This window comes from Pseudoxanthomonas sp. CF385, from assembly GCF_900104255.1.
GTDB lineage: Bacteria > Pseudomonadota > Gammaproteobacteria > Xanthomonadales > Xanthomonadaceae > Pseudoxanthomonas_A.
In genome coordinates this window covers 1,037,488-1,061,960 of the sequence record NZ_FNKZ01000001.1, presented here as the reverse complement: position 1 = coordinate 1,061,960, position 24,473 = coordinate 1,037,488, and the positions used below count along the sequence as shown (strand labels likewise).

Here is a 24,473-nt window from a genome sequence, read left to right as displayed (position 1 = left end):
GCTCAGCCAGTGTTCTGCACACCCTGCGACACGCCATTGATGCTGGCGACCAGCGCATGCAGGAGCGCGTCGTCCTCGCGGTCGCTGGCGCGCCAGCGCTTCAGCAGGTCGGCCTGCATCACGCTGATCGGGTCGATGTAGGGATTGCGCAGCCGGATCGACAGCGCCAATCGCTGGTCGTGCTGCAGCAGCCATTCGTTGCCGTTGAGCGCCAGCACCCAGCGCACCGCGGCGGCATGTTCATGCTGCACCTTCGGGAAGAATTCCCCATGCAGGTCGCCGGCCATCTTCGAGTACATCTCGGCGATGCTGAGGTCGCCCTTGGCGAGCACCATGGAGACATCGTCGAGGAAGGTCTTGAAGAACGGCCAGTCGCGCGCCATCTCGCGCAGCGCGTCTTCGCCGTAAGCGTCCACCGCGGCCTGCAGGCCCGTGCCCACGCCATACCAGCCCGGGATCACGGCGCGCGCCTGGCTCCACGCGAACACCCAGGGAATCGCGCGCAGGTTGCCCAGTGCGGCGTCCTGGCCCAGGCGGCGCGACGGACGCGAGCCCAGCGTCATCCGCTCGATCACGTCGATCGGGGTGGCGCTGCGGAAGTAATCCATGAAGCGCGGCGATTGCACGAAGGTGCGATAGGCCTGCGTGCTCTCGCCCGCCACCAACGCCATGATCTCGCGCCAGCGCGCTTCCCGCGGCTCCGGCGGACGCGGCCGCAGGCTCGACAGCAGCACGGCGCCGACCGACTGTTCCAGCGAGCGCAGCGCCAACGCACGAATGCCGTACTTGCGATGGATCACCTCGCCTTGTTCGGTCACGCGCAGGCGCCCGTCGACGCTGCCGCGCGGCGCGGCTTCCAGCGCCCGCGTGGTCTTGCCCCCGCCGCGGATGATCGAACCGCCGCGACCGTGGAAGAACGTCAGCCTGATGCCCAGTTCCTGCGCGGCGTCCACCAGCTCGACCTGCGCCCGCTGCAGTCCCCAGCGCGACGCGGCGATGCCGCCGTCCTTGCCGCTGTCCGAGTAGCCCAGCATCACCATCTGCACGTTGCCGCGCGCCGCGAGGTGGGCGCGATAGACCGGATCGGCCAGCAGGTCGCGCAGCACCTCCGTGCCGTGGCCGAGGTCGTCGATGGTTTCGAACAGCGGCGCGATGTCGAGCGGCACCTGCCCGGCGTCGTCGACCAGGCCGCCCCGGCGCGCCAGCGCCAGTACGGTCAGCACGTCGGCACGGCTGTGCGCCATGCTGATGATGTAGGTCCCCAGAGCATCGGTGCCATGGCGCACGCGCGCATCGGCCAGGGCCTTGAATACCGCATCCAGCCGCTCGTTGCCTTCCTGGTCCGACGCCGGCAGCACGCTGTCGCCGCTCGCATGCGGTCCCAGCAGCGCGGCGCGCTCGACGGCATCGCGCTGTTCCCAACCTTCATCGCCCAGCGCAGCGGCCACCGCACGCGCGTGCACGCTGGACTCCTGCCGCACGTCCAGCCGCGCGAGGTGGAAGCCGAACGTGCGCACGCGCCACGCCAGACGACGCACCGCGAACCAGCCGGCATGGATGCCCCGGTTGGCCTCGAGGCTGCGCAGGATGAGTTCGACATCCTGCGCGAGCTCCTCCGGCGCCGCGTAGCGTTCGGGGCGATCCTCGAGCGTGGCCTGCAGGCGCGCGCGCATCAGGTCGTTGAGCAGGCGGTACGGCATGTCGCCGTGCCGGGGGCGCGACTTCTTCGCGGCATCCGGCATCAGGGCGCGATAACGTTCGACCTGTGCGACCACTTCGTCCGACACCCCGACGACGGACGTCGACTGGCTGAGCAGCGTGGTCAGCTGGCGCAGTTCCTTCAGATAACGCGTGAGGATGGCGCGCCGCTGCGCGTCTAGCGTGGCGGTCACGGTGCGCGCATCCACGTTGGGATTGCCGTCCATGTCGCCACCGACCCAGGTGCCGAAGCGCAGCACGCGCGGGAGCCGCGCGGTGACCTCGGGCGCGGCGCCGTAGACGTCGGTGATCGCGCTTTCGAGCGTTTCGTAGAGCACGGGGATCACCCGGTACAGCACTTCGATCAGGTAGAAGCCGACATGCTCGCGCTCGTCTTCCACGCCCGGACGCACCGGCGAGGAATCGGACGTCTGCCAGGCGGACGTCAACGCCATGCGGAAGCGCGCCGTGTCCGTCGCCAGTTCGCCCGGCGTGCGCGTGCCGTCCAGCCCGTTGATCAGGCTGGCCACCATCAACTGCTCCTTCTCCAGCAGCGCGCGACGCACCGCTTCGGTCGGATGCGCGGTGAACACCGGCTCCACGTCGATGCGCGGCAGCCAGTCGGCGAGTTCATCGAGGGTGACGCCCTGCGCCTTCAGGCGGACCAGGGCATCGTGCAGGCCATCGGGCTGCGGCCGTTCGCTGCCGGTCCGCTGGTAGTCGCGGCGGCGGCGGATGCGGTGCACGCGCTCGGCGATGTTCACCACCTGGAAATAGGTGCTGAACGCGCGGATCAGCGATTCCGCCTGCGCCGGCGACTGGCCATCGAGCAGGCCCGCCAGCGACTGCGGCGGCTCGCCTGCCTGGCGCCGGGCAATGGCGGTGGTGCGTACGCGCTCCACATCGGCCAGGAACGCCGGGGAAACCTGTTCAGCCAGCATCTCCCCGACCAGCGCACCCAGGCGCCGGACGTCTTCACGGAGCGGGACATCGGGGGGGGCGAACTCGAGGCTGCGGGGGCTGTTCATGCGTGCGGCGTGGTTCCCGTCGATCGTTTGGCCTGGATTGGTATTGTCCTTGCGGACAATTGGTCTGCTGCAGGGCAGCATCGAAGCCTACCCGATCATGCCCGGGCGTGCCTCATCGTTTCATCCGGAACAAGCGATATAATGCTGGCCGCCGAGGGGCGCTGCGACCGTGATGTCTGTTCAACAGGCAAGCACGGCCAGGCTCGGCAGGATTTTTGCAACGGCGCCCGGTCAAGCTGCGAGCCTCGCTCGCCACCTTTCCCGGAGCCAACACCATGAACGCCGTACGCAAGTTTTCCACCGAGGGCGACTACAAGGTCGCCGACATTTCCTTGGCCGATTGGGGCCGCAAGGAACTCGACATCGCCGAGCACGAGATGCCCGGCCTGATGTCCATCCGCCGCAAGCACGCCGCCACGAAGCCGCTGAAGGGCGTGCGCGTGACCGGCTCGCTGCACATGACGATCCAGACCGCGGTGCTGATCGAGACGTTGAAGGACATCGGCGCCGACGTGCGCTGGGCTTCGTGCAACATCTTCTCGACGCAGGACCACGCCGCCGCCGCGATCGCCGCCACCGGCACGCCGGTGTTCGCCTGGAAGGGCGAGACGCTGGAAGAGTACTGGGACTGCACGCTGGACGCGCTGACCTTCACCCTGGCCGACGGTACCCAGACGGGTCCGGAGCTGGTGGTGGACGACGGCGGCGACGTCACCCTGCTGATCCACAAGGGTTACGAGCTGGAACAGGGCGACGACAGCTGGGTCAACGGCGCCTCCGGCAGCCATGAAGAGCAGATCATCAAGAACCTGCTCAAGCGCGTGGCCGGCGAGCGCCCCGGTTTCTGGACCCGCGTGGTCAAGGACTGGAAGGGCGTCTCCGAAGAGACCACCACCGGCGTGCACCGCCTGTACCAGATCGCCGAGCAGGGCAAGCTGCTGGTCCCGGCCATCAACGTCAACGACTCGGTCACCAAGTCGAAGTTCGACAATCTGTACGGCTGCCGCGAATCGCTGGCCGATGGCCTGAAGCGCGCGCTCGACGTGATGCTGGCCGGCAAGGTCGCGGTCGTCTGCGGTTACGGCGACGTGGGCAAGGGTTCGGCGGCGTCGCTGCGCGCCTATGGCGCCCGCGTGATCGTCACCGAGATCGATCCGATCTGCGCGCTGCAGGCGGCGATGGAAGGCTACGAAGTGACCACGCTCGAGGATACCCTCGGTCGCGCCGACATCTACGTCACCACCACCGGCAACAAGGACATCATCACCCTCGCCCACATGCAGGCGATGAAGGACCAGGCGATCGTCTGCAACATCGGCCACTTCGACAACGAGATCCAGGTCGATGCGCTGTACGCCAGCGGCGCGGTGAAGACCAACATCAAGCCGCAGGTCGACAAGTTCACCTTCGGCAACGGCAACGCGATCTTCCTGCTGGCCGAAGGCCGCCTGGTGAACCTGGGCTGCGCCACCGGCCACCCCAGCTTCGTGATGAGCAACAGCTTCTCCAACCAGACGCTGGCGCAGATCGACCTGTGGGCGAACAAGGACACGTACGAAGCCAAGGTTTACATCCTGCCGAAGCAGCTGGACGAGGAAGTGGCGCGCCTGCACCTGGAGAAGATCGGCGTGAAGCTGACCACGCTCACCAAGGACCAGGCCGACTACCTGGGCGTGGCGGTCGAAGGCCCGTACAAGCCGGAGCACTACCGCTACTGATGGCTGCGGCCATGCCGTTGTAAGCAAGGAACGGGCGCCTCAGGGCGCCCGTTCTGCGTTTGAACGTGCGTGGCATACGTACGATGACGTACGGCGACGAAGCGCGCGATCGCCTGGTTCGATCCTTGGGAGCCGGTCGCTTGCCTCCCTGTTGCGGTCATGGCGAGGTCGCCGTACCGTCGCCCTGGCCCGGCATTTCGCTTGCGGCGCAACGACCCAACACCCGGAGTGGACATGCGACGCGATCAGGGAGGCGGCGACGCCATGCAGCCCGCCCGCCCGACGGCACCCGACACGGGACCTCGCCTGGGCGAAAAAGTGGGCTACGGCATCGGCGACTTCGGCTTCAATCTCTACTGGGCCAACATCTCCGCTTTCCTGCTCATCTTCTACACCGACGTGATGGGCCTGGCCGCCGCCGCCGTCGGCACCATGATGCTCATCACCAAGATCGTGGACGCCATCACCGATCCGCTGATGGGCGCGCTGGCCGATCGCACGCGCAGCCGGTTCGGCCGGTTCAGGCCGTACCTGCTCTATGCGGCGATCCCGATGGCCCTCACGGGCGTGCTGACCTGGACCGTCCCCGACGTGGGCGAAGGTGCACGGCTGGTATGGGCCTATGCGACCTTCACCCTGATGATGCTCACCTATACGGTGCTGAATATTCCGTACTCGGCGCTGTCCGGCGTGATCACCGCCGACAGCCAGCAGCGCACGCAGCTCATCAGCTTCCGCTTCATCGCTGCGTTCGCCGGCACGATGGCGGTGAACTGGCTCACGCTCGACCTGGTCCGATGGCTCGGCCGCGGCGATGACGCGCTCGGCTGGCAGCTGACGCTGTCGCTGTACGGGGTGATTGCCACCGCGGCCTTCGTCACGGCGTTCCTGACGACGCGCGAGCGTGTCGCACCGCCGCCCGAGCAACGCAGCGCCGTCCGCCAGGACGTGATGGACCTGCTGCACAACCGGCCATGGATGGTGCTGTTCGCACTCGCGCTGATCATCATGGTCACCATCGTGATGCGAAGCGGATCGCTGGCGTACTACCTCAAGTACCACATCGGACGCCCCGACCTGACCGGTCTTTTCCTGGGCACTTATGCCCTCGCCCTCGCGGTGGGTGCGGGCCTCACCCCGTTGATGACGCGCTACGTGGACAAGCGGCGGCTGATGGCATGGCTGATGGCGGGCGTCGGCGTGGTGAGCTGCACGATGTTCCTCGTCCCGCCAGAATCGGTCTGGCTGATGCTGGCGCTCAATCTTCTGGTCGGACTGATGCTCGGGCCCAAATCGCCGCTCGCGTTCTCGATGTACGCGGACTGCGCCGACTACACCGAATGGAAGACCGGTCGCCGCGCCACCGCGATGACGTTCGCCGCCGCGGCGTTCTCGCAGAAGCTCGGGGGCGCATTGGCATCCGCCACGATCGCGTGGATCCTCGCCGGCATGGGATACGTGGCCAACGCGACGCAATCGGACGGCTCGCGCCTGGGCATCGCGCTGTTGTTGACGGTCATCCCGGGGGGCATCGCCCTGCTGGCGGCGTGGGTGATGCGGTTCTATCCGCTGGATGCGACCACCCTGTCGCACGTCCAGGCGGACCTGCGTTCGCGTCGGGAGGCGACGGCATGACCGAGGGTCCATACGGCTTCGAGGAAGACGGACGCCGCTTCGTCCTCACCAGCGCCACGGCGATGCCCGCGGCGTCGACCTTCCTGTGGAACCGGCGCATGCTGCTGCAACTGAACTGCCGCGGCTTCGCCACCGCGCAATTCATGCAACCGGAGCCGGCCAAGTACGCGCACGCGCCTGCGCTGGAAGCCAGGACGTTCATGCAGCCGGAGCAGCCGTACTATGCCCACCATCCGGGCCGGTTCTGCTACGTCAAGGACGAGGAGGACGGCGGCCTGTTTTCCGTGCCGCACGAACCCGTGCGCCGAGCGCCGGAAGCGTTCTCGTTCTCCGTAGGCCTGAGCGACGTCGCCTGGCGCGTGCGCTGCGCGGGCATCGAAGTCGACATGAGCGTGACGTTGCCGGCCGACGACGTGGCCGAACTGTGGACGCTGCGCGTGCGCAACCGCTCGGGTCGGCACCGGCGCCTGAGCCTTTATCCGTACTTCCCGGTCGGATACATGTCGTGGATGCACCAGTCCGGCCGGCACCGGCCCGATCTGAACGGCATCGTCTGCGACAGCGTCACGCCGTACCAGAAGGTCGAGGATTACTTCCGCCAGCGCGACTTCAAGGACCGTACCGTACTGCTGTACGAGCGCGTCCCGGACGCATGGGAAGCCAACCAGGCGCAGTTCGAAGGCGAAGGCGGGCTGCAGGCGCCGCATGGGATCGTCGCGCAGGCACGCCTGGGCGGCGGCGACGCTGCGTACGAAATGCCCACCACGGTGTTGCAGTACTCCGTGGCGCTGGAAGACGACGAAGTCCAGGAGTATCGCTTCGTTTTCGCGCCGGCGCGCGACGACGACGAGGTCCGGCGACTGCGTGCACGCCACCTGTCGCACGCAGGCTTCACTGCCGCGCGCGACGAACATGCGGCGCACATCGACGACGGTGCGGGTTGCCTTCGCATCGAAACGCCGGATCCTTGGCTGGATGCGTTCGCCAATCACTGGTTGCCGCGCCAGGTGTTCTATCAAGGCGACGTCAACCGGCTGACCACCGATCCCCAGACGCGCAACTATCTGCAGGATCACATGGGAATGGCCTTCCTCAAGCCCGAGGTCGCCCGGGCGGCGTTCCTGCACGCGCTGTCGCAGCAGGAATCGTCCGGGGCGATGCCGGATGGCATCCTGCTGGTGGAGGGCGCCGAGCTGAAGTACATCAACCAGATCCCCCATACCGACCACTGCGTGTGGCTGCCCCTGTGCCTGCGCGCCTATCTGGACGAGACGGGCGATGACGCGATCCTCGACGCCGTGGTGGTCGACCGGGAAGGCCACGCTGCGCCGGTCGCCGAGCGCGTCACGCGTGCCATGCGCTGGTTGCTGCAGGCACGGGACGCGCGCGGTCTGAGTTACATCGCACAGGGCGACTGGTGCGATCCGATGAACATGGTGGGCTGGCGCGGCCGTGGCGTGTCCGGCTGGCTGACGCTGGCAAGCGCGTACGCGCTGAAGCAATGGGCGGGACTGTGCGAGCGACGCGGCGACAGCGGACTCGCCGACGAATTCCGCGACGGCGCCGCCGCCTGCAATGCCGCCATGGACACGCACTTGTGGGATGGCGACTGGTACGGCCGTGGCATCACCGATGACGGCGTCGCCTTCGGCGTCGGCTCGGATACCGAAGGCCGCATCTTCCTGAACCCGCAGAGCTGGGCGCTGCTCAGTGGCGCGGCGGATGCGGAGCGGCAGGCGCGCATGCTCGCGGCGATCGATACGCATCTGGTCTCGCCCTACGGCGTGGCGATGTACGACCCGCCCTACACCCGCATGCGCGAAGACATCGGACGGGTCACGCAGAAGTTTCCGGGCACGGCGGAGAACGGCGCGGTCTACAACCACGCCGCGGCGTTCTACCTGTACAGCCTGTACCAGGTCCGGGATGGGGACCGTGCCTGGCGCGTGTTGCGCGCGATGTTGCCGACGGAGGCGCCCACCGACTGCCTCCAGCGCGGCCAGCTGCCGGTGTTCGTACCGAACTACTACCGGGGCGCGTGGCGCCTGCACCCGCGCACGGCAGGCCGTTCCAGCCAGCTGTTCAACACCGGCACGGCGGCGTGGCTGTACCGTTGCCTGGTGGAGGAACTCTTCGGCCTGCGCGGCGAAGGCGATGCCTTGCGGGTCGAACCGCGACTGCCCTCGCACTGGCCATCGGCACGCGCCCTGCGGCGCTTCCGTGGCGCCCGCTTCGACGTGCGCATCGAACGCGTCGAGGGTCTTTCGCAGCCGCGCGTCGCCGTGGACGGCCTGTGGCAGGAGGCGCTCCTCATTCGCGGCTTCCAGGCCGGGCGCACGTACGAGGTACAGGTGGACATACCGGCATGAGCGGCCGCGTCGTCGTGGTGATGGGCGTGGCGGGGAGTGGCAAGACCACCCTGGCGCAGGCACTGGCCGAGGCCTGGCCGGCGACCTTCCTGGACGCCGATGATTTCCACAGTCCGGCGGCGAAAGCGCGCATGGCCGGGAGCTACCCGCTCACGGACCGCATGCGGGCACCCTGGGTGCGCCGCATCGCGCTGGATCTGCAGCGTCGCGTGGCCGCCGGGGAACGTGTGGTGCTGGCCTTCTCCGGGCTGCGCCGTCGCCATCGCGACCGGCTGCGCGCCAGCGGCGTGCCGCTGCGCTTCCTGTTCCTGCAGGGCGACAAGGCATTGGTGGCCGCTCGCGTCCTCGCACGCCGTGACCACTACATGCCGGTGGCGCTGGTCGACAGCCAGTTCGCCGCACTGGAAGAACCCCGCGATGAAGCCGATATCTTCCCGATCCGGATGGAAGACGTTCCTGCCGTCCAGCTGAGCCAGGCACTGGCGCAGATCGGGACGTTTCCGGCCTGACAGATCGCCGACAAGTATTCACACGCATCCGGATGAAGAGATATAATCCCGGGCCACGACAGGACGCCGCCATGCCCGCCATCAGTTTCGAGTTCTACCCGCCCAAGACCGACGAGCAGCGCGCCCAGCTCGACCGCACCGCGGACAAACTGAAGGCGCATGCGCCCGATTACGTGTCCTGCACGTTCGGCGCCGGCGGCTCCACCCTGAGCTACACCTCCGAAACGGTCCGCCATCTCAACCAGCACCACGGCTTCGACGCCGCGCCGCACCTGTCGTGCGTCGGTGGCAGCCGCGAGGAGATCCGCGAACTGCTGCGCCTGTATCGCGCGCTCGGCTGCAAGCGCATCGTCGCCCTGCGCGGCGACCTGCCCTCGGGCATGGGCCATCCGGGCGACCTGCGCTATGCCTCCGAACTGATCGAGTTCATCCGCGCCGAACACGGCGACACGTTCCACATCGAAGTCGGCGCCTACCCCGAAACGCACCCCCAGGCCGAGGACGCGATGACGGACCTGCGCCACTTCAAGGCCAAGGTCGATGCCGGCGCCGACGGCGCGATCACCCAGTATTTCTACAACCCGGACGCGTATTTCCACTTCGTCGATGCGTCGCGCAAGCTCGGCGTGGAGATCCCGATCATCCCGGGCATCATGCCGATCTCCAATTTCGCGCAGCTGCGTCGTTTCTCCGAAGCCTGCGGCGCCGAGATCCCGCGCTGGATCGGCAAGCGCATGCAGGCGCTCGGCGATGACGCGGACGCGATCCGCGACTTCGGCGCCGACGTGGTGGCCGGCCTCTGCGAACGCCTGGTCGCCGGCGGCGCGCCGGCGCTGCACTTCTACACGCTGAACCTCGCCAAGCCGACCCAGACGGTCCTCGCCCGCCTCGGCTGGGCGGACTGAACACCCGGGGCGCGCCGTGCGCCCCACCCGCACGTGAACGGCGGTCGCACTCCGCGCATGCGTGCCGTGACCGGATGCCGTGCCCCGATTACGCTGCGGGGATGCGTTTCCTGCTCATCCCTTTCGCCAGCCTCTGCCTGTGGGCCGCGTTCGAAGCACCCGCGGCGCGCGCGCAACAACAGGGCGTGCAGCGCTGCACGACGATGTCCGGCGACACCGTCTACACGGACAAGAACTGCGAAGACGTCGGCGCGATGGATCGGCTGCCGTCCGCCGGCAGCACCGGACCATCGGCGACGGGCGCGCTCTACCGGGGCGGGTGTTCCCGTACCTTGAGCGATCTGGTGGCGCAGGTGTCGATGGCGATCAACGCCGGCGACGTCAACCGGCTGGCCGGCGTCTACCACTGGAGCGGCGTGTCCGATGCCACGGCCTTGCGCATCCTCAACCAGCTCGATGCCGTGGCCCAGCGGCCGCTCGTGGACATCGTGCCCGTGAGGCCCGACCCTGCACCGGTGCTCGATGCCGAAGGCACCGTCGTCGACGCCAACCAGGATGGCTACTACCCCACCACCGCGCAGCGCACGCGTCCCGTGGGGCTGCGCGTGATCCAGACGCTGAAGAACAGCGCCACGCCGTCCAACACCACCTTCGGACTGCGGCGCGCCTACAACTGCTTCTGGATCACCCTGTAGCGCGGCGACGCGGCGCTCAGGGACGCGCCTGACCTTCGCCCGACGCATCCCGCGCAGGCGCGAACCGCAGCGTCGCCACGACGCCCTTCGATTCGCCGGGTCGCACACCCACCTCCCAGCCGTACAGCGCGCACAGGCGGCTGACGATGGACAGGCCGATGCCGCCGCCCTGCGAATGGCCGGCATGGGTACCACGATAACCCCGCTCGAACAGGCGCGCGGCGTCCTCCTTGCTCAGCCCGGGTCCGGAGTCCACGACTTCGACGGCGTCAGGCAGCAGGCGGACCACGACCTCGCCTTCCTTCGTGTACTTCACCGCGTTACCGATCAGGTTGCCCAGCGCCACGGAGAGCGCGGCTTCCGGTGAATCCACCCGTGCGCCCTCCTCGCCTTCCACGCGCAGCGTGAGCGGCTTGCCGCCGAGCGTGGCCCGGTGGGCGTCCAGCAACTGGTCGACCACGCGCGCGACATCCGTATTGCCGTGGCCGCGCTCGTTGCGCGACAACAGCAGCAGCGCACTGATCAGGTCCGTGCATTGCTGCTCTGCGCGCTGCACGCGCTGGATGCGCGTACGCGTCTTCTCGTCCATGTCCGGCCGCGACAGCATCAGTTCCACCGAACCCCGGATGATGGCCAAGGGCGTACGGAGCTCATGGCTGACGTCGGCGTTGAACTCCCGGTCGCGCTGGACGACTTCGGTCAGGCGCTCGGAGTAATCGTCCAGCGCCTTGGCGAGCTCGCCGACTTCGTCCTGCGGGAAGTGCGCCGCCAAGGGCCTCGGATTGCTGCTCCCCCTGTAGGCGCGCAGACGAGCCGCCAGTTCGGAGACCGGACTCATCACGCGCGCAGCGGACCACCAGCCGATCAGCAAGGAAATGCCCGTGAACACGACGACCACACCCACGAGCGCGTTGTTGAACTTGCTCTTGGCCTTGACCGATTCGGTCTTGTCGTACGCGAGAAAGAACCAGGCTTCCGGCGTTTTCTGGACCGCGAGCCAGTAGGAGAAGGGCGACCCGTCATCATCCGTGCCGCTGACGGTATGAATGCCGTTCGGCAGTTCGTACCACTCGGGCTGATCGAGCTTCAGCTGCTCAAACTTGTCGGGCGCAAACGCGTATCCACGCATTGTCTGCACGCGAAGGTCGCGCTCGCGGCCGCCGCTTGCCTCGTAACGATGCTGGTACTCGATGATGTTCTGGCTGATCGCATCAACCACGATGTCCTCTTCGACCCGGTTCCGAACCCAGTTGGCGGAAAACGCCAATAGCAGGGTCAGGCCGAAACCCAACAGGACGAACGACAGGATGATGCGGGTGCGCAGCCGCCGCCGGAAGCGGCGGTGGCGGCGGGGTTTCGACGACTCAGTTGCTGGCATCGGGCGCGGCGATGCGGTATCCGATGCCGTGGCGGGTCTGGATGTAGGGCGCGTCGAACGGCTTGTCGACTACCGCGCGCAGCCCGTGGATGTGCACGCGCAGGGAATCCGAATCGGGCAGCTCCTCGCCCCAGACGCGGGTTTCCAGTTCCTGGCGCGTCACCACCGCGGGCGAGGCTTCCATCAGCGCCTGCAGGATCTTCAGGGCGGTCGGGTTGAGCTGCAGCAGCTTGCCCTGGCGGCGCACTTCCAGCGTGTCGAGGTTGTACTCGAGCTCGCCCACTTCCAGCACGCGCGTCTGCACGCCCTTGCCGCGCCGCGACAGCGCGTTGAGGCGAACCTCGACTTCCTGCAGCGCGAACGGCTTGATCAGGTAGTCGTCCGCGCCGGAATCGAAGCCGGCCAGCTTGTTGTCCAGCGAATCGCGCGCGGTCAGCATCAGCACCGGCGTCTGCTTGCGCGCTTCGTTGCGGAGCTTGCGGCAGACCTCCAGGCCATCCATGCCCGGCAGGTTGAGGTCGAGCACGATCGCGTCGAACTCGTGCACCACCGCGAGGTGCAACCCGGTCACACCGTCGGCCGCGAAGTCGACGGTGTGGCCACGCTCCTCCAGGTAATCGCCGAGGTTGGCGGCGATGTCGCTGTTGTCTTCGATGACGAGGATGCGCATCAGGAGCCCTTAGTTGTTGCCGCGGAGAATGACCCGGTTCTTCTGCCGCAGCGTGTCCTGGTCGCTTTCCCGCATACGGCGGCGCTCTGCGACGGTAAAGCATTGCGTCGTGGGACGGTGCGAACCCACCACCTTCTCGCGCGTGCAGACCAGGCGGCTGTCTTCGCCGGCGCGGGTCAGGATGGCGTTGACCAGTTCCTGGTCGTTGAAGACCTTCGCCTTCTGCTCCTCGTTGAGCCCCTGCACGCCGCTCGGCGCCTGCAGGACGCCCGAGATGCGGTTCAGCGCATCCTTGACGTCGCCGCGCTCCTTCGCCGAGATCTCGGAGTAGACCTTGCCGCCGTCGAGATCCTTGAGGATGGCCACGCGCTGCTCTTCGAACGAGCCGCTGAGGTTGACCTTCGTGGGAGCACCGTCGCTGTCGATCTTGGCGGAAGCCGTCACCGCAGCCAGCGCCAGCATGGAGCCGAGTACCACCTTGTACATTCAACACCTCGTTCGTCAGGAAGGAATGGCATGCCCGACCGATAGGGACCGATCGGTGCGCCACGATAATTCGGATTCTGTCATAGCACGCAGCGGCAGAGGCGTGCAAAAAAACAAAGGCCCAAGCGGGTGGACACCCGCTTGGGCCAAATAAAGCCCCGATTACCGTAATCCTGTGCTTTCCAGATGTATCACCGGGAGGAACGCAGAGCTGCGGTCCGGACAAGGCTACGCGGAAATCGATTAAACACCCGTTAAAGACGGCGTTAAATCTGCGTGAAATCCAGGATTTTTGACCGGCTTCCCGGCCGCGCCCCTGTTCAGGCCCTGGCGGCCAGGTGTTCCACGATCTTCCCGGCCACGTCCACCCCGCAGACGGCCTCGATCCCCTCCAGCCCCGGGGTCGAATTGACCTCCAGGACCAGGGGACCCCGGGCCGCCCGGATCAGGTCCACCCCCGCCACGCCCAGGCCGAGCACCCGGGCCGCCCTGACGGCGACCGCACGCTCCTCGTCGGTGGCCTCCATGCGTTCGGCCGTGCCACCACGATGCAGGTTGGAGCGGAAGTCGCCCTCGGGCGCCTGGCGGCGCATGGACGCGACCACCTCGTCACCGACCACGAAGCACCGCAGGTCGGCGCCCGCGGCCTCGCCGATGAACTCCTGGACCACGAAGCTCGCGTACAGGCCACGCAGGGCCTCCACCACGCTGCGCGAGGCGGAAGGTTTCTCGGTGAGCATTACCCCGGCGCCCTGCGCGCCTTCGTTCAACTTGATCACGTGGGGCGGCGGACCGAGCATCGAAAGCAGGTCGGTGGTGTCGTCGGGGTTGTCGCCGAACACCGTCACCGGCAGGTCGATGCCCTGCGCCGCCAGCAACTGGTGCGCGCGCAGCTTGTCGCGCGCACGGAGGATGGCATCGGAGGGGTTCGGGCTGTACGTGCCCATCAGCTCGAACTGCCGCAACACCGCGGTCCCGTAGCGGGTGATGGACGCGCCGATGCGCGGGATGACGGCATCGTAGTCGGCCAGCGACCTGCCCTTGTAATGAAGCTGGAAACCCGAGGACGAAATGCGCATGTAGCAGCGCAGCGGATCGAGCACGCGCGCGGTATGGCCGCGCTGACGGGCGGCTTCGACGAGCCGGCGGGTCGAATACAGCTTGCTGTTGCGCGACAGGATGGCGAGCTTCATGGGCACGGGATCACCGGGATCGCAGCCAGCATCGCACGTCCGGAAGGCTGGACGATGACGGGAAGAGGGAGTGGAGCGGGTGATGGGAATCGAACCCACGCTAGCAGCTTGGGAAGCTGCAGTTCTACCATTGAACTACACCCGCGCGGACGGGCGCAGTCTATGCCGCTCGGGGCGGCAAGGCAATGCGGCGCCGGAGGCCGGCGCCGCATTGCGCAGGTGCATCAGAAGTTGCCACCCAACGTCATGAACGCCGTGGTGTTAGTGCCGCCGCCCTGGTTGACCGTCGTGGTGACGCCCAGGTTGGCATCGAAGCCGAACAGCTGGGTGCGCGCGCCCATCAACAGCGTGCCATAGCCGTCGTCGGTGTTCAGACCGGGCACGGCATACGCGCTCGTGCCCGGCAGCGACAGCGCCTGCGCGAACACTTCCTCCGCCGGATCCTCGAACTCCTTGTCTACCGTCAGGCGCGCGTACGGCTGCAGATGGTCGTTGATCGCATAGCTGAGCTCGTAACCCGCGCTGCCGATCAGCGAGTCGAAGTCCTGGTCCGGATAGGCCAGCGCGCTCGAGCTGAGGTTGCTCTCGCTGTAACCGTCCATCTCGATGGTCTGGGACACCACGCTGAGCACGGGGCCGTGACGGAACGCGCCCTCGCCCCACTGGTAGCCGGCGCTCAAGCCCAGGCTCAGGTTGGTGCCGTCCGGTGAGCCGCTGTGACGGCGGGTCACGTCGCCCAGCTGCACTTCGCGGTCCACGTCATAGGAGATCCAGCTGTAGCTGACTTGGGCGTTGGCCCACAGACGATCGCCGTACCAGCCGGCGAAACCACCGAGCGTGGCATCCGATTCGTCGAAGCTGCCGGCGCGCTGGCCGAAGTCGTACTTCGCGCGGCCATAGCCGGCGAACGCACCGTAGACCAGCGAACCGCGCGACCAATCGACGCCGAAAGTGCCCATCGGGCCCGCGCCGTCGTACAGGTCGCCGTGGCCGTAGCGCAGGAAATCCCCGCGCAGGTCGCCCCACCAGCGCATGCCGTCGGCTTCCGGCTTGCCGGCCACGTGCGAGGCCACGCGGTCGGCGCGTGCGCGCCCGTGCACCGAGGCCGTGTACGGCAGCAGCGCGATCTGGCGCGGCCCTTCCAGCATCGACACGGCGTACTGCGACAGGATGCTGTGCGCGCGCGAGGTCGGATGCACGCCGTCGGCGAACGCATACGTGTCCGGCGCGTTGGGCGTGACGTAAGAAGTCGGGTTGCAGGTCAGCGAGTTGGCCGTGATCTGCGGCTGGCAGGCCGTACCCGTGACGTTGGCGAAGCCGTACTCGGCCGGGCTGGCCACGATTTCCTGCAACAGGGTGAACGTGTCTAGGGGGATCACGCGGAAACCCGCTGTATCGATCGCGTTGAACAGTGCGGTGTTGTAGGTGGTGGAGAGCTGCGTGCCGGCGGCGGCCGCGGCCGTGCCCTGCGCGCGGAAGCCGGGTGTCACGCCCAGGTCCGGGATGGTGGGCACCAGGATGTAGCGCGCACCCGCGTTCTGCAGGGTGCCGATGATGCCGACCTGCGCCGTCACCGCGGCACCGATCGTGGTGGTCGGGTTCGCACCGCCGCTGGTGATGGTGAACAGGTCGTTCGCGCCGCCCCACACGGTGTAGAGGGCATTCGGATCGGCACGGCCGCCGGTCGAGGTCAGGTAGGTGTTGACCTGGGTGGCGAGCGAGGGGATCGGTCCCAGCGCACCCGTGGTGTTGGTGCCCACGCGGGCGCCGCCTGCGGCGTAGTTGGTGCCCACCTGGCCGTTGCCGTTCGCGTAGGCGCTGGTGCCGTAGTATTCCGCCAGGTACTGCGACCAGACGAAGCCGGGATTGGTGGTGAACTGGCCGGTCACCGCACGCACGTTGGCGGGCAGCAGCGGCCGGAAGTAACCGGCGTCGGTCAGGCTGTCGCCGAAGAACACGGTCTGCGTGTAGGGACCGTCCTGGGCAAGGGCGGGGACTGCCGCCATCGCCAGCGCGACGGCCAGCAGGGAACGGACGGGCGAACTGGAACGCTTCATGGACTCTCCCGGGGCATTGGATGGACTGGACTACGCGCCGGCTCTTCCGTACGGCTGCGCATGGCGGGCATCCTTTCACCAAGCCCCGCACCGCACACGCTGCAATGCGGCAATCACACCAGGCATGGGCGACAATGCGCCATGGACATCCAGTTGAATGGGCAGTCGCACGCACTGCCCGAGCACAGCACCCTCCTCGCGCTGCTCGAACAGCAGGGCCTCGCCGAGCGCCGCGTCGCGGTCGAGGTCAATGGCGAGATCGTCCCGCGGGGCCAGCATGCGCATGCGCAGCTGAAAGCCGGCGACCGCGTCGAGATCGTGCACGCCCTCGGCGGCGGCTGATCCCGGCCCGCGTGGCGTTCCCCGCGGTGCCACCGCACCCTCAACATCGGCGATAATCGGGCGATGTCCAACACCGTCCCCCATGACCCGCTGGTGATCGCGGGCAAGTCCTACCGTTCCCGCCTGCTGACCGGCACCGGCAAGTTCAAGGATTTCGAGGAAACCCGCCTGGCCACCGAGGCCGCGGGCGCCGAGATCGTCACCGTCGCCATCCGGCGCACGAACCTGGGCCAGTCGCCGAACGAGCCCAACCTGCTCGACGTGCTGCCGCCCGACCGCTACACCCTGCTGCCCAACACCGCCGGCTGCTATACCGCCGACGATGCCGTCCGCACGTGCCGGTTGGCCCGCGAGCTGCTCGACGGCCATACCCTGGTGAAGCTGGAAGTGCTCGGCGACCCGAAGACCCTCTACCCCGACGTCGTGCAGACGCTGGCCGCCGCCGAGAAGCTCGTCGCCGACGGCTTCCAGGTGATGGTCTACACCAGCGACGACCCCATCCTCGCCCGCCGCCTGGAAGAGATCGGCTGCGTGGCGGTGATGCCGCTGGCCGCGCCGATCGGCTCGGGCCTGGGCGTGCAGAACAAGTACAACCTGCTGGAAATCATCGAGAACGCCAAGGTCCCCGTACTGGTGGACGCCGGCGTGGGCACCGCATCCGATGCCGCCATCGCCATGGAACTGGGCTGCGACGGCGTGCTGATGAACACCGCCATCGCCGGCGCCAAACACCCGCTGCTGATGGCCAGCGCCATGAAGAAGGCCGTGGAAGCCGGCCGCGAAGCCTTCCTGGCCGGACGCATTCCGCGCAAGCGCAACGCCTCGGCCTCCAGCCCGATCGACGGACTGATCGGCTGATGACCGATCCGTTCTCCAGTCCGGGCGCCAAGACGCCGCCCAAACCGTTCACCATCACCGAAGGCCGGCGCGAGGTCCGCAGCTTCGTGCTGCGCCAGGGCCGCTTCACCGACGCCCAGCAGCGCGCCTTCGATACGCAGTGGCCACGGTTCGGGCTGGATTACACCGGCGCCCCGCGCGATTTCGACGCGGTGTTCGGCCGCCATGCGCCGCGGGTGCTGGAGATCGGCTTCGGTAATGGCGAGGCCTTGCGCTTCGCCGCCGGCCACGACCGGGACCGCGACTACCTCGGCCTGGAAGTGCACGCGCCCGGCGTGGGCCGCCTGCTGAACGCGCTGGCCGAGGACGGCAGCGACCACGTGCGCGTCTACCACCACGATGCGGTGGAAGTGTTGCAGCACGAAGTGGCGGATGGCTCGCTGGACGAAGTGCGCATCTACTTCCCCGACCCGTGGCACAAGAAACGCCACAACAAGCGCCGGCTGGTGCAGCCCGAGTTCGCCGCGCTCATCGCGCGCAAGCTGCGTTCCGGCGGGCGCCTGCACTGCGCCACGGACTGGGAGGCCTATGCCGAACACATGTGGGACGTGCTGGATGCGACGCCGGGCCTGACCAATCGTGCCGGCCCGCGCGGCAGCGTGCCGCGCCCGGCGTGGCGCCCGCAGACCCATTTCGAGACCCGCGGCCAGAAGCTCGGCCACGGGGTGTGGGATCTTCTGTACGACCGCGAGTAAGCACCACCAGGCCCCACGGAACCCGACCGCGACATGGAAAACGCGCTGACGCTGACCAACGACATGAAGCTCGTCCTCGGGCTGGTCGGCTTCACGATGGCGATGTTCCTGTTCGAGCGCATCCGCGCGGACCTGGTCGCCCTGGTCGTGCTGGTGGTGTTGGGCATCACCGGCCTGATCGCGCCGGAGGAGATCTTCGGCGGCTTCTCCGGCAACGCGGTGATGAGCATCATCGCCACGATGATCCTGGGGGCGGGACTGGACCGCACGGGGGCGCTCAACCGGCTCGCGTCCTGGCTGCTGCGGCGTGGCCACGGCATCGAGCAGCGTCTGCTGCTGATGACCACCGCCATCGCCAGCCTCAATTCGTCCTTCATGCAGAACCCCTCCGTCATGGCGCTGTTCATGCCGGTGGCCTCGCGCCTGTCCTCGCGGACCGGGCTGTCGCTGCAGCGGCTGCTGCTTCCGATCGCGGCCGCGATCGTCATGGGCGGCGCCTTCACCATGGTCGGCAACTCGCCGCTGATCCTGCTCAACGACCTGTTGGTCTCGGCGAACAACAACCTGCCCTCCGGCATGGCGACGCTGGAGCCGCTGCGGATGTTCGCGCCATGGCCGATCGGCCTGGCGCTGGTGATCGCATCGCTGGTCTATTTCCGTTACTTCGGCGACCGCAAGCTCAAGGAAGAAACGCAGGGCGGCGACGGCGCGGTGACGCCGGCGCGCACCGAAAGCTACTTCGCCAACACCTACGGCATCGAGGGCGATGTCTTCGAACTGGTGGTGAGTGCGGAAAGCCCGCTGGTGGGCATGTCGCTGGGCGAGGCCGAAGCGTTGCACGATGCGCCGCTGATGCTGGCGCTGCAGACCGGCAACGACACGCGGCTGGCGCCGCCGGCCGACATGCGCATCTGGGTCGGCAGCGTGCTGGGCGTGATGGGGACGCGACAGGCGATCAGCGACTTCGCCCAGAACCAGTTCCTGCGCATGTCCTCGCGACTGCGCCATTTCGGCGACCTGTTCAACCCGAGCCGCGCCGGCATCTCCGAGGCGGTGGTGCCGCCGACGTCGCGCTTCATCGGCAAGACCGCTCGCGAGCTGCGCCTGCGCAAGCAGAACGGCATCAGCCTGCTGGCCATCAACCGCGACAAGAAGGTCATCCGCGAGAACGTCCGCGAGGAGAAGTTGCGCGCGGGCGACATGCTGGTGTTCCACAGCATCTGGCAGGACCTGGGCCTGGCGGCCGAGAGCCGCGACTTCGTCGTCGTCACCGACTACCCCAAGGGCGAACAACGCCCGCACAAGTTCAAGATCGCGATGACCATCTTCGCGATCACGATCATCATCGCGTTGACCTCCAAGCTGCCGGTCGCGCTGACCCTGATGACCGGCGTCGCCGGCATGCTCCTGACGGGCGTGCTGCGCATGGACGAGGCCTACAGTGCGATCAACTGGAAGACCGTCTTCCTGATGGCCGGGCTGATCCCGCTGGGCTGGGCGATGGACAGCAGCGGCGCGGCCGCCTGGGTGGCAGGACACACCGTGGAGCGCCTGCCGGACGGCATCCCGGTCTGGGTGCTGGAGATCGCCATCGCGCTGCTGACGACCGCGTTCTCGCTGGTCATCAGCCATGTGGGCGCCACCATCGTGATGGTGCCGATGGCGATCAACCTGGCGCTGGCCGCGGGCGGCAATCCCACCGCGTTCGCACTGATCGTGGCGCTGTCGGCGTCCAACAACCTGATGACGGCCTCGAACCCGGTGATCTCGATGGTGGTCGGACCAGCCAACTACACCTCACGCCAGTTGTGGCGGGTGGGCGGACCGCTGTCCCTGATCTACACCGTCGTGGTGGTGCTCGCGGTGAATGCATTGTTCTGGTGGAACGGCCGCGCCGGATGACCGCGCCGTCGCTGACGCTTGCGCTGCTGCCGGCGCACTATGCCGTGGCGCAGTTGCCTGCCGGTGCCGCGCTGCCCCACTGGTGGCCGGCGAGCGGCATGCGCCACGCAGGCTGGACGGATGACGAACTGTCGCTCGTCTGCGAAGAACGCCACGTTCCCGATGACGTGCGCTGCCAGCGCGGCTGGCGCATGTTCAAGCTGCAGGGCCCGTTCGATTTCGCACTGACCGGCATCCTGAAAGCGGTGCTGGATCCGCTGGCCGCCGCCGGCGTGGGCATCTTCGCCCTGTCGACCTACGACACCGACTACGTCCTGGTGCAGGCGCACCAGCTGGACGAAGCGCTTTCGGCCCTGCGCGGCGCCGGCCATCGCGTCGAGGCCTGACCCGTCTCCGGCTAGCCGCGCCGCAGCAGGATGCGCGCGAACACCGCGCCGAAATGCAGCCAGATCGCGCCGAACACGCCCAGCCGGGTGAAGACGCCGCGCTGCGGCGCCTCGAACGTACGGAAGTAGCGCCACAGGCCCCGGTGCTTGTGCCATTCCACGAACACCGGCCGCGAGCGGCTGGACACGCCGCGGATGTGCAGGACGCGGATGTCGTTGGCGACGGCGAGCAGCGCACCCGCCTGGCGCGCGCGGCGGCACAGGTCCATGTCCTCGGCGTGCAACCGGTAGCGCTCGTCGAAGCCGCCCAGGCGTTCGAACAGCGTGCGCGGCAGCAGCATCAGCGCGCCGGAGACGATATCCACGGGCTGCAGGATGCTGGTCTCGTCGACCGGCACGCCGAGCCTGGAGGCCGCGCCGGGCGACGCCAGCATCGCGGCGAATACCGGTTCGCGCCGGCGCGCCGCCGCATCGCGCACGCCGTCCTCATCGACCAGGTCGGCACCGAGCAACGCGTCGCCCGCGACGCCGGCAGCGTGCGCGCGCAGGCGCGACAGCGTGTCGATCTCCACCATCAGGTCGGGGTTCACGAAGGAGAGCCACGGCGACTGCGTATCGCGCGCGCCCTGGTTGCAGCCCACGGCGAAGCCGGGATTGTCGGGATTGGCGATGAAGCGCAGGCGCGCGTCCTGCAGCGCATGCCGCTGCACGATCTCCATCGTGCCATCGCTCGAGGCGTTGTCCACCACGCGGATCTCATCCACGCCATGCGCCACGCGCAGGCGCATCAGGCAGTCGTCGATGGTGCTCGCGCTGGCGTGGGTCACGACCACGACGGCGATGCCGCCCCGCTCAGCCGAAGAGGTCACGCTGGCGCTCCGGCGATCCGACATCGGCATACAGGGCAGCCAGACGCTCGCGCGGCTCGCGCAGCGGATCGGCCATCAGGAAGGTCGCCAGCCGAGGCGTGAAGGCGGGCCAGCGCGCATTCAAGGCATCCATGTCGCCATCGGACGGCCCGCCCTCGCCGCCGCGCGCGACGAACGCGGTTTCGCACAGCACGTTGCGCCAGCCGAGGCCGGACAGGCGCAGCGAGAGATCCACCAGCGCCGCGTACCACGAGCCGTAGCTCGCGGCATCCAGTCCGCCGACGCGCTTGCGTGCGCTGCCGCGCAAGGCCACCGCATGGGCGACCGCGGCGGGGAGTTCGGGATGCAGCGGGGGCATGGCGGCGCACGCATGCGCGGTGCGTTCGACATCTTCCGGTGGCGGACTCACTTCGCCCAGCCGCGGCCAGGCCGTGGTTTCGCCGGCATTGCACCAGGGCGTCGCGGTGGCGATGGCCGCATCGCGGGCCAGGCAGGCCGCGAGCTGTTGCAGCCAGCCGGGCAAGGGCTGCGCATCCGGCGACAGCACGACCACGTCCGCATCGCCGCAGGCCGCGAGCATCTGGTCCATGTGCGGCACCTCGCCGAGCATGCGCGGGCGACGCGTGTAGTCGGCCTGCAGGTGCGTGCGCGTCAGCCAGCGCTCGATGATGGCCAGACCGCGCGGACCGGCCTGGGCATCGTCCGCGAGCCAGAGGCGCGCGCCTTCCGGGGTGCCGGCATCCAATGCTCCCAGGCACGCATCGAGCGCATCGTCATCGGTGCCGATGGGCAACAGGACGATGGGCAGGGACGATGCGGCCGACGACGTCACTTGGAGCGCGGTGTGTTCAGCGGTTCCAGCGCGCGGAAGCGCTTGCCGTATTCGTCGGTCAGGTCGTTGGCTTCCTGCGGGTTGCTGACGATGGTCGGCGTCAGCAGCACGATGACTTCGCTGCGCTCGGTGCCGGTGGTCTTCTTGCCGAACAGGCCGCCGATGATCGGCAGGCGGCTCAGGCCCGGGATGCCGGACGAACCCTGCGTCGCGGTGTCGCTGATCAGGCCCGCCAGCATCACCGTGTTGCCGGCCTGCACCGCGCCCTCGGTCTTGAAGCGGCGCGTGTTGATGCGCACGTTGCCGTTGGCGTCAGGCTCGCTGCCCGGCGAGCTCACTTCCTGCACGATGTCGAGGAACACCATGCCGTCCTTGGTCACGCGCGGGCGCACCTTCAGGATCACGCCGGTGTCCAGGTACTGCACCTGGCTGTAGGTGTTGTCGGTGCCCAGGCCGGGGTTGACCGTCACCGAGGAGATCGGGATGCGGCTGCCCACGTTGAGCGTGGCTTCGGCGTTGTTGCGCACGAAGATCGACGGCGTCTGCAGCAGGCGCACGTCGGAGACCTCATCCAGCGCGCTGATCACGGCGGCGGCGTCGTTCTTCACCAGCGTCCAGACCGCACCGGCGCCGCTCACGCCGCCGATGCTGCCGGCCAGCGTGCTCCAGCGGCTGGGACCGCCCGCGGCCGCTTCGGCGAACGGGCCGAGCCCGTTGTCCGTCATCGCGCGTTCCAGGTACCAGTTCACGCCGTAGCTCAAGTCGCCGGTCAACGACACTTCGGCGATCTGCGCCTCGATGTGGACCTGCAACGGCATCACGTCCAGCTTCTCGACCACTTCGCGGATCGAGCTCCACGCGCTGGCGCTCGCACGCACGAGCAAGGTGTTGGTCTCCTCGACAGCGGCCACGCCCACGCGCGCGCCATCGACTTCCAGCGTCACCGCGCCGTTGCCGTTGTCGCGCTGGTTGAGCGACAGCGAGCCGCCACCGAGGCCGCCACCGGAACCGCTTCCGCTGCTGCCGCCGAAGTCGACGGAGCTGGTGTTGGCGTTCATGCCACTGTCGTTGATCTGCACCGGGTCGGTGCCCGGCATCAGCGAGACATTGCCGCTGCCGCCGGTCGAACGGCCGTCGCTGGAGGCGTTGCCGCCGGAAGCGCCGAAGACTTCGGCCAGGCGCTGCGCGAGTTCGCGCGCCTTGATGTACTTCAGCTCGTAGGAATACAGGCGGCTGCCCTCGCCCGCACCGTCGATGCGCTCCAGCCATTGCTGGATCTGGTCCAGGTAGGCGGGCTGCGGGGTGATCACCAGCACCGCGTTCGCGCCTTCCAGCGGCATGAAGCGGAACATGCCCGCGCTGGGCGTCTTGCTGTCGTTGCCGAATACCTTCTCCAGGTCGGCGACCACGCGCGTCGCGCGACCGGACTGCAGCGGGAACACGCCCACCGACATGCCGGACAGCCAATCAACGTCGAAGATCTCGACGGTGCGCAGGTAGTTCTCAAGTTCGCTGCGCGTGCCGGCCAAGGTGATGACGTTGCGCGTGCTGTCGACGTTGACGATGGCGTTGGGGCGCGCGTACGGCTCCAGCACCTTCTTCATCTCGCTGGCCGAAATGAAGCGCAGCGGCACCACGCGCGCCTCGTAGCCGCGCGCGTTGGCGGCCGGACCCGTACGCGGGGCCACGCTGCCGGCCAGCGCCTGGTCGGCGGGAATGATGTTGTAGCGGCCGCCGGTGTAGACCAGGCGCGCGTTGTTCCAGCCCAGCACCATCTCCAGCAGGTTCAGCGCCTCGGCCGGCGAAACCGGCTTGGGGGTGCCCAGCGTCACCGTGCCCTGCACGCCGGGCGCGATCACGTAATTCTGTCCCAGCATGTCGCCGAGGATGGCCTTCACCACCGCGTGCACGGACTCGCCTTCGAAGTTGAACGTGGCCGACCCGCTGCTGGCCCCGCCCAGCGACGGCAGCGGCGCGCCGGCCGCGCTGCGATTGATCATCTGCCCGCTGCCGCGGCGGATCTGCGCCTGCGGACCGGCCGAAGGCGCCTCGGCTTCCTGCAGCGGCGCGGTCTGCGCGGTGCCGGGAACGACCTCGCCTGCCGTGGCGGGCGCGGTGCGGCGCACGTCCGGCACGGGCGCGCTGGCGCAGCCGGCCAACAGGCCCAGGCAGAGGGAAAACAAGATCACGCGTGACGTCATGCCGGCAC

Annotated in this window: 20 protein-coding genes, 1 tRNA gene and 1 riboswitch; of the genes, 11 read left to right on the top strand and 10 right to left on the bottom strand. The window is 68.1% G+C overall.

What is annotated here, in order from left to right:
• Window positions 1-2: 2 nt before the first annotated feature.
• Window positions 3-2,726, bottom strand: coding sequence for a phosphoenolpyruvate carboxylase (gene ppc / locus BLT45_RS04665; protein ID WP_093295759.1), 2,724 nt, complete (start codon window positions 2,724-2,726; stop codon window positions 3-5).
• 147 nt (window positions 2,727-2,873) lie between these two features.
• Window positions 2,874-2,962: riboswitch (S-adenosyl-L-homocysteine riboswitch) on the top strand.
• Window positions 2,963-3,001: 39 nt separating this feature from the next.
• Between ppc and ahcY the strand changes: the two genes are divergently transcribed.
• The 6 genes from ahcY to BLT45_RS04635 all read left to right on the top strand — a co-directional run bounded on the left by ahcY (window position 3,002) and on the right by BLT45_RS04635 (window position 10,557).
• Entirely contained in the window at window positions 3,002-4,444 is a 1,443-nt protein-coding gene (gene ahcY / locus BLT45_RS04660; RefSeq protein WP_093295756.1) for an adenosylhomocysteinase, read from the top strand.
• Window positions 4,445-4,708: 264 nt separating this feature from the next.
• Window positions 4,709-6,079, top strand: a complete 1,371-nt coding sequence (locus tag BLT45_RS04655) for an MFS transporter (protein ID WP_093298536.1) — start codon at window positions 4,709-4,711, stop codon at window positions 6,077-6,079.
• Complete coding sequence (locus BLT45_RS04650; protein WP_093295754.1) at window positions 6,076-8,448, top strand: GH36-type glycosyl hydrolase domain-containing protein; 2,373 nt, start codon at window positions 6,076-6,078, stop codon at window positions 8,446-8,448. Before BLT45_RS04655 ends, BLT45_RS04650 begins: the two co-directional genes overlap by 4 nt.
• The gene (locus BLT45_RS04645) at window positions 8,445-8,957 is read left to right on the top strand and encodes a gluconokinase (protein ID WP_093295749.1); all 513 of its coding nucleotides are present in this window, start codon (window positions 8,445-8,447) and stop codon (window positions 8,955-8,957) included. Before BLT45_RS04650 ends, BLT45_RS04645 begins: the two co-directional genes overlap by 4 nt.
• 71 nt (window positions 8,958-9,028) lie before the next feature.
• Entirely contained in the window at window positions 9,029-9,862 is an 834-nt protein-coding gene (gene metF / locus BLT45_RS04640; protein WP_093295746.1) for a methylenetetrahydrofolate reductase [NAD(P)H], read from the top strand.
• 101 nt (window positions 9,863-9,963) lie between these two features.
• Entirely contained in the window at window positions 9,964-10,557 is a 594-nt protein-coding gene (locus BLT45_RS04635) for a hypothetical protein (protein WP_093295743.1), read from the top strand.
• A 16-nt stretch (window positions 10,558-10,573) separates the two neighbouring features.
• On the opposite strand, the gene BLT45_RS04630 is transcribed toward BLT45_RS04635, so the two are convergent.
• From BLT45_RS04630 to BLT45_RS04605, 6 genes are all read right to left on the bottom strand, one after another.
• Entirely contained in the window at window positions 10,574-11,935 is a 1,362-nt protein-coding gene (locus BLT45_RS04630; protein ID WP_093295740.1) for a sensor histidine kinase, read from the bottom strand.
• Window positions 11,922-12,605, bottom strand: a complete 684-nt coding sequence (locus tag BLT45_RS04625; RefSeq protein WP_093295736.1) for a response regulator transcription factor — start codon at window positions 12,603-12,605, stop codon at window positions 11,922-11,924. Before BLT45_RS04625 ends, BLT45_RS04630 begins: the two co-directional genes overlap by 14 nt.
• Window positions 12,606-12,614: 9 nt before the next feature.
• Window positions 12,615-13,091, bottom strand: a complete 477-nt coding sequence (locus BLT45_RS04620) for a hypothetical protein (protein ID WP_254771789.1) — start codon at window positions 13,089-13,091, stop codon at window positions 12,615-12,617.
• Window positions 13,092-13,411: 320 nt separating this feature from the next.
• Window positions 13,412-14,284, bottom strand: coding sequence for a 30S ribosomal protein S6--L-glutamate ligase (gene rimK, locus BLT45_RS04615; protein ID WP_093295734.1), 873 nt, complete (start codon window positions 14,282-14,284; stop codon window positions 13,412-13,414).
• Window positions 14,285-14,355: 71 nt separating this feature from the next.
• Window positions 14,356-14,429, bottom strand: a tRNA-Gly gene (locus BLT45_RS04610).
• A 79-nt stretch (window positions 14,430-14,508) separates the two neighbouring features.
• A complete protein-coding gene (locus BLT45_RS04605) occupies window positions 14,509-16,308 on the bottom strand; it encodes an autotransporter domain-containing protein (RefSeq protein WP_175455803.1) in 1,800 nt (599 codons plus the stop codon).
• Between the two features lie 174 nt (window positions 16,309-16,482).
• Here BLT45_RS04605 and thiS point away from each other — a divergent pair, with 174 nt between their 5' ends.
• From thiS to BLT45_RS04580, 5 genes are all read left to right on the top strand, one after another.
• A complete protein-coding gene (thiS, locus tag BLT45_RS04600; protein WP_093295729.1) occupies window positions 16,483-16,683 on the top strand; it encodes a sulfur carrier protein ThiS in 201 nt (66 codons plus the stop codon).
• Window positions 16,684-16,746: 63 nt separating this feature from the next.
• Window positions 16,747-17,541, top strand: coding sequence for a thiazole synthase (locus BLT45_RS04595; RefSeq protein WP_093295726.1), 795 nt, complete (start codon window positions 16,747-16,749; stop codon window positions 17,539-17,541).
• Entirely contained in the window at window positions 17,541-18,275 is a 735-nt protein-coding gene (gene trmB / locus BLT45_RS04590) for a tRNA (guanosine(46)-N7)-methyltransferase TrmB (RefSeq protein WP_093295724.1), read from the top strand. The genes BLT45_RS04595 and trmB overlap by 1 nt, the downstream gene beginning before the upstream one ends.
• Before the next feature lie 33 nt (window positions 18,276-18,308).
• Window positions 18,309-20,177 carry an SLC13 family permease gene (locus BLT45_RS04585; RefSeq protein ID WP_093295722.1) on the top strand — a complete coding sequence of 623 codons (1,869 nt, stop codon included), beginning with the start codon at window positions 18,309-18,311 and terminating at the stop codon, window positions 20,175-20,177.
• Complete coding sequence (locus BLT45_RS04580; RefSeq protein ID WP_093295719.1) at window positions 20,174-20,563, top strand: ACT domain-containing protein; 390 nt, start codon at window positions 20,174-20,176, stop codon at window positions 20,561-20,563. Before BLT45_RS04585 ends, BLT45_RS04580 begins: the two co-directional genes overlap by 4 nt.
• 11 nt (window positions 20,564-20,574) lie before the next feature.
• On the opposite strand, the gene BLT45_RS04575 is transcribed toward BLT45_RS04580, so the two are convergent.
• From BLT45_RS04575 to gspD, 3 genes are read right to left on the bottom strand one after another with little or no spacing between them, the layout of a single operon-like run.
• Window positions 20,575-21,432, bottom strand: coding sequence for a glycosyltransferase family 2 protein (locus tag BLT45_RS04575; protein WP_254771788.1), 858 nt, complete (start codon window positions 21,430-21,432; stop codon window positions 20,575-20,577).
• Window positions 21,416-22,264 carry a glycosyltransferase family 2 protein gene (locus tag BLT45_RS04570; protein ID WP_093298530.1) on the bottom strand — a complete coding sequence of 283 codons (849 nt, stop codon included), beginning with the start codon at window positions 22,262-22,264 and terminating at the stop codon, window positions 21,416-21,418. Before BLT45_RS04570 ends, BLT45_RS04575 begins: the two co-directional genes overlap by 17 nt.
• Window positions 22,261-24,465, bottom strand: coding sequence for a type II secretion system secretin GspD (gspD, locus tag BLT45_RS04565; protein ID WP_093295716.1), 2,205 nt, complete (start codon window positions 24,463-24,465; stop codon window positions 22,261-22,263). Before gspD ends, BLT45_RS04570 begins: the two co-directional genes overlap by 4 nt.
• Window positions 24,466-24,473 lie beyond the last annotated feature (8 nt).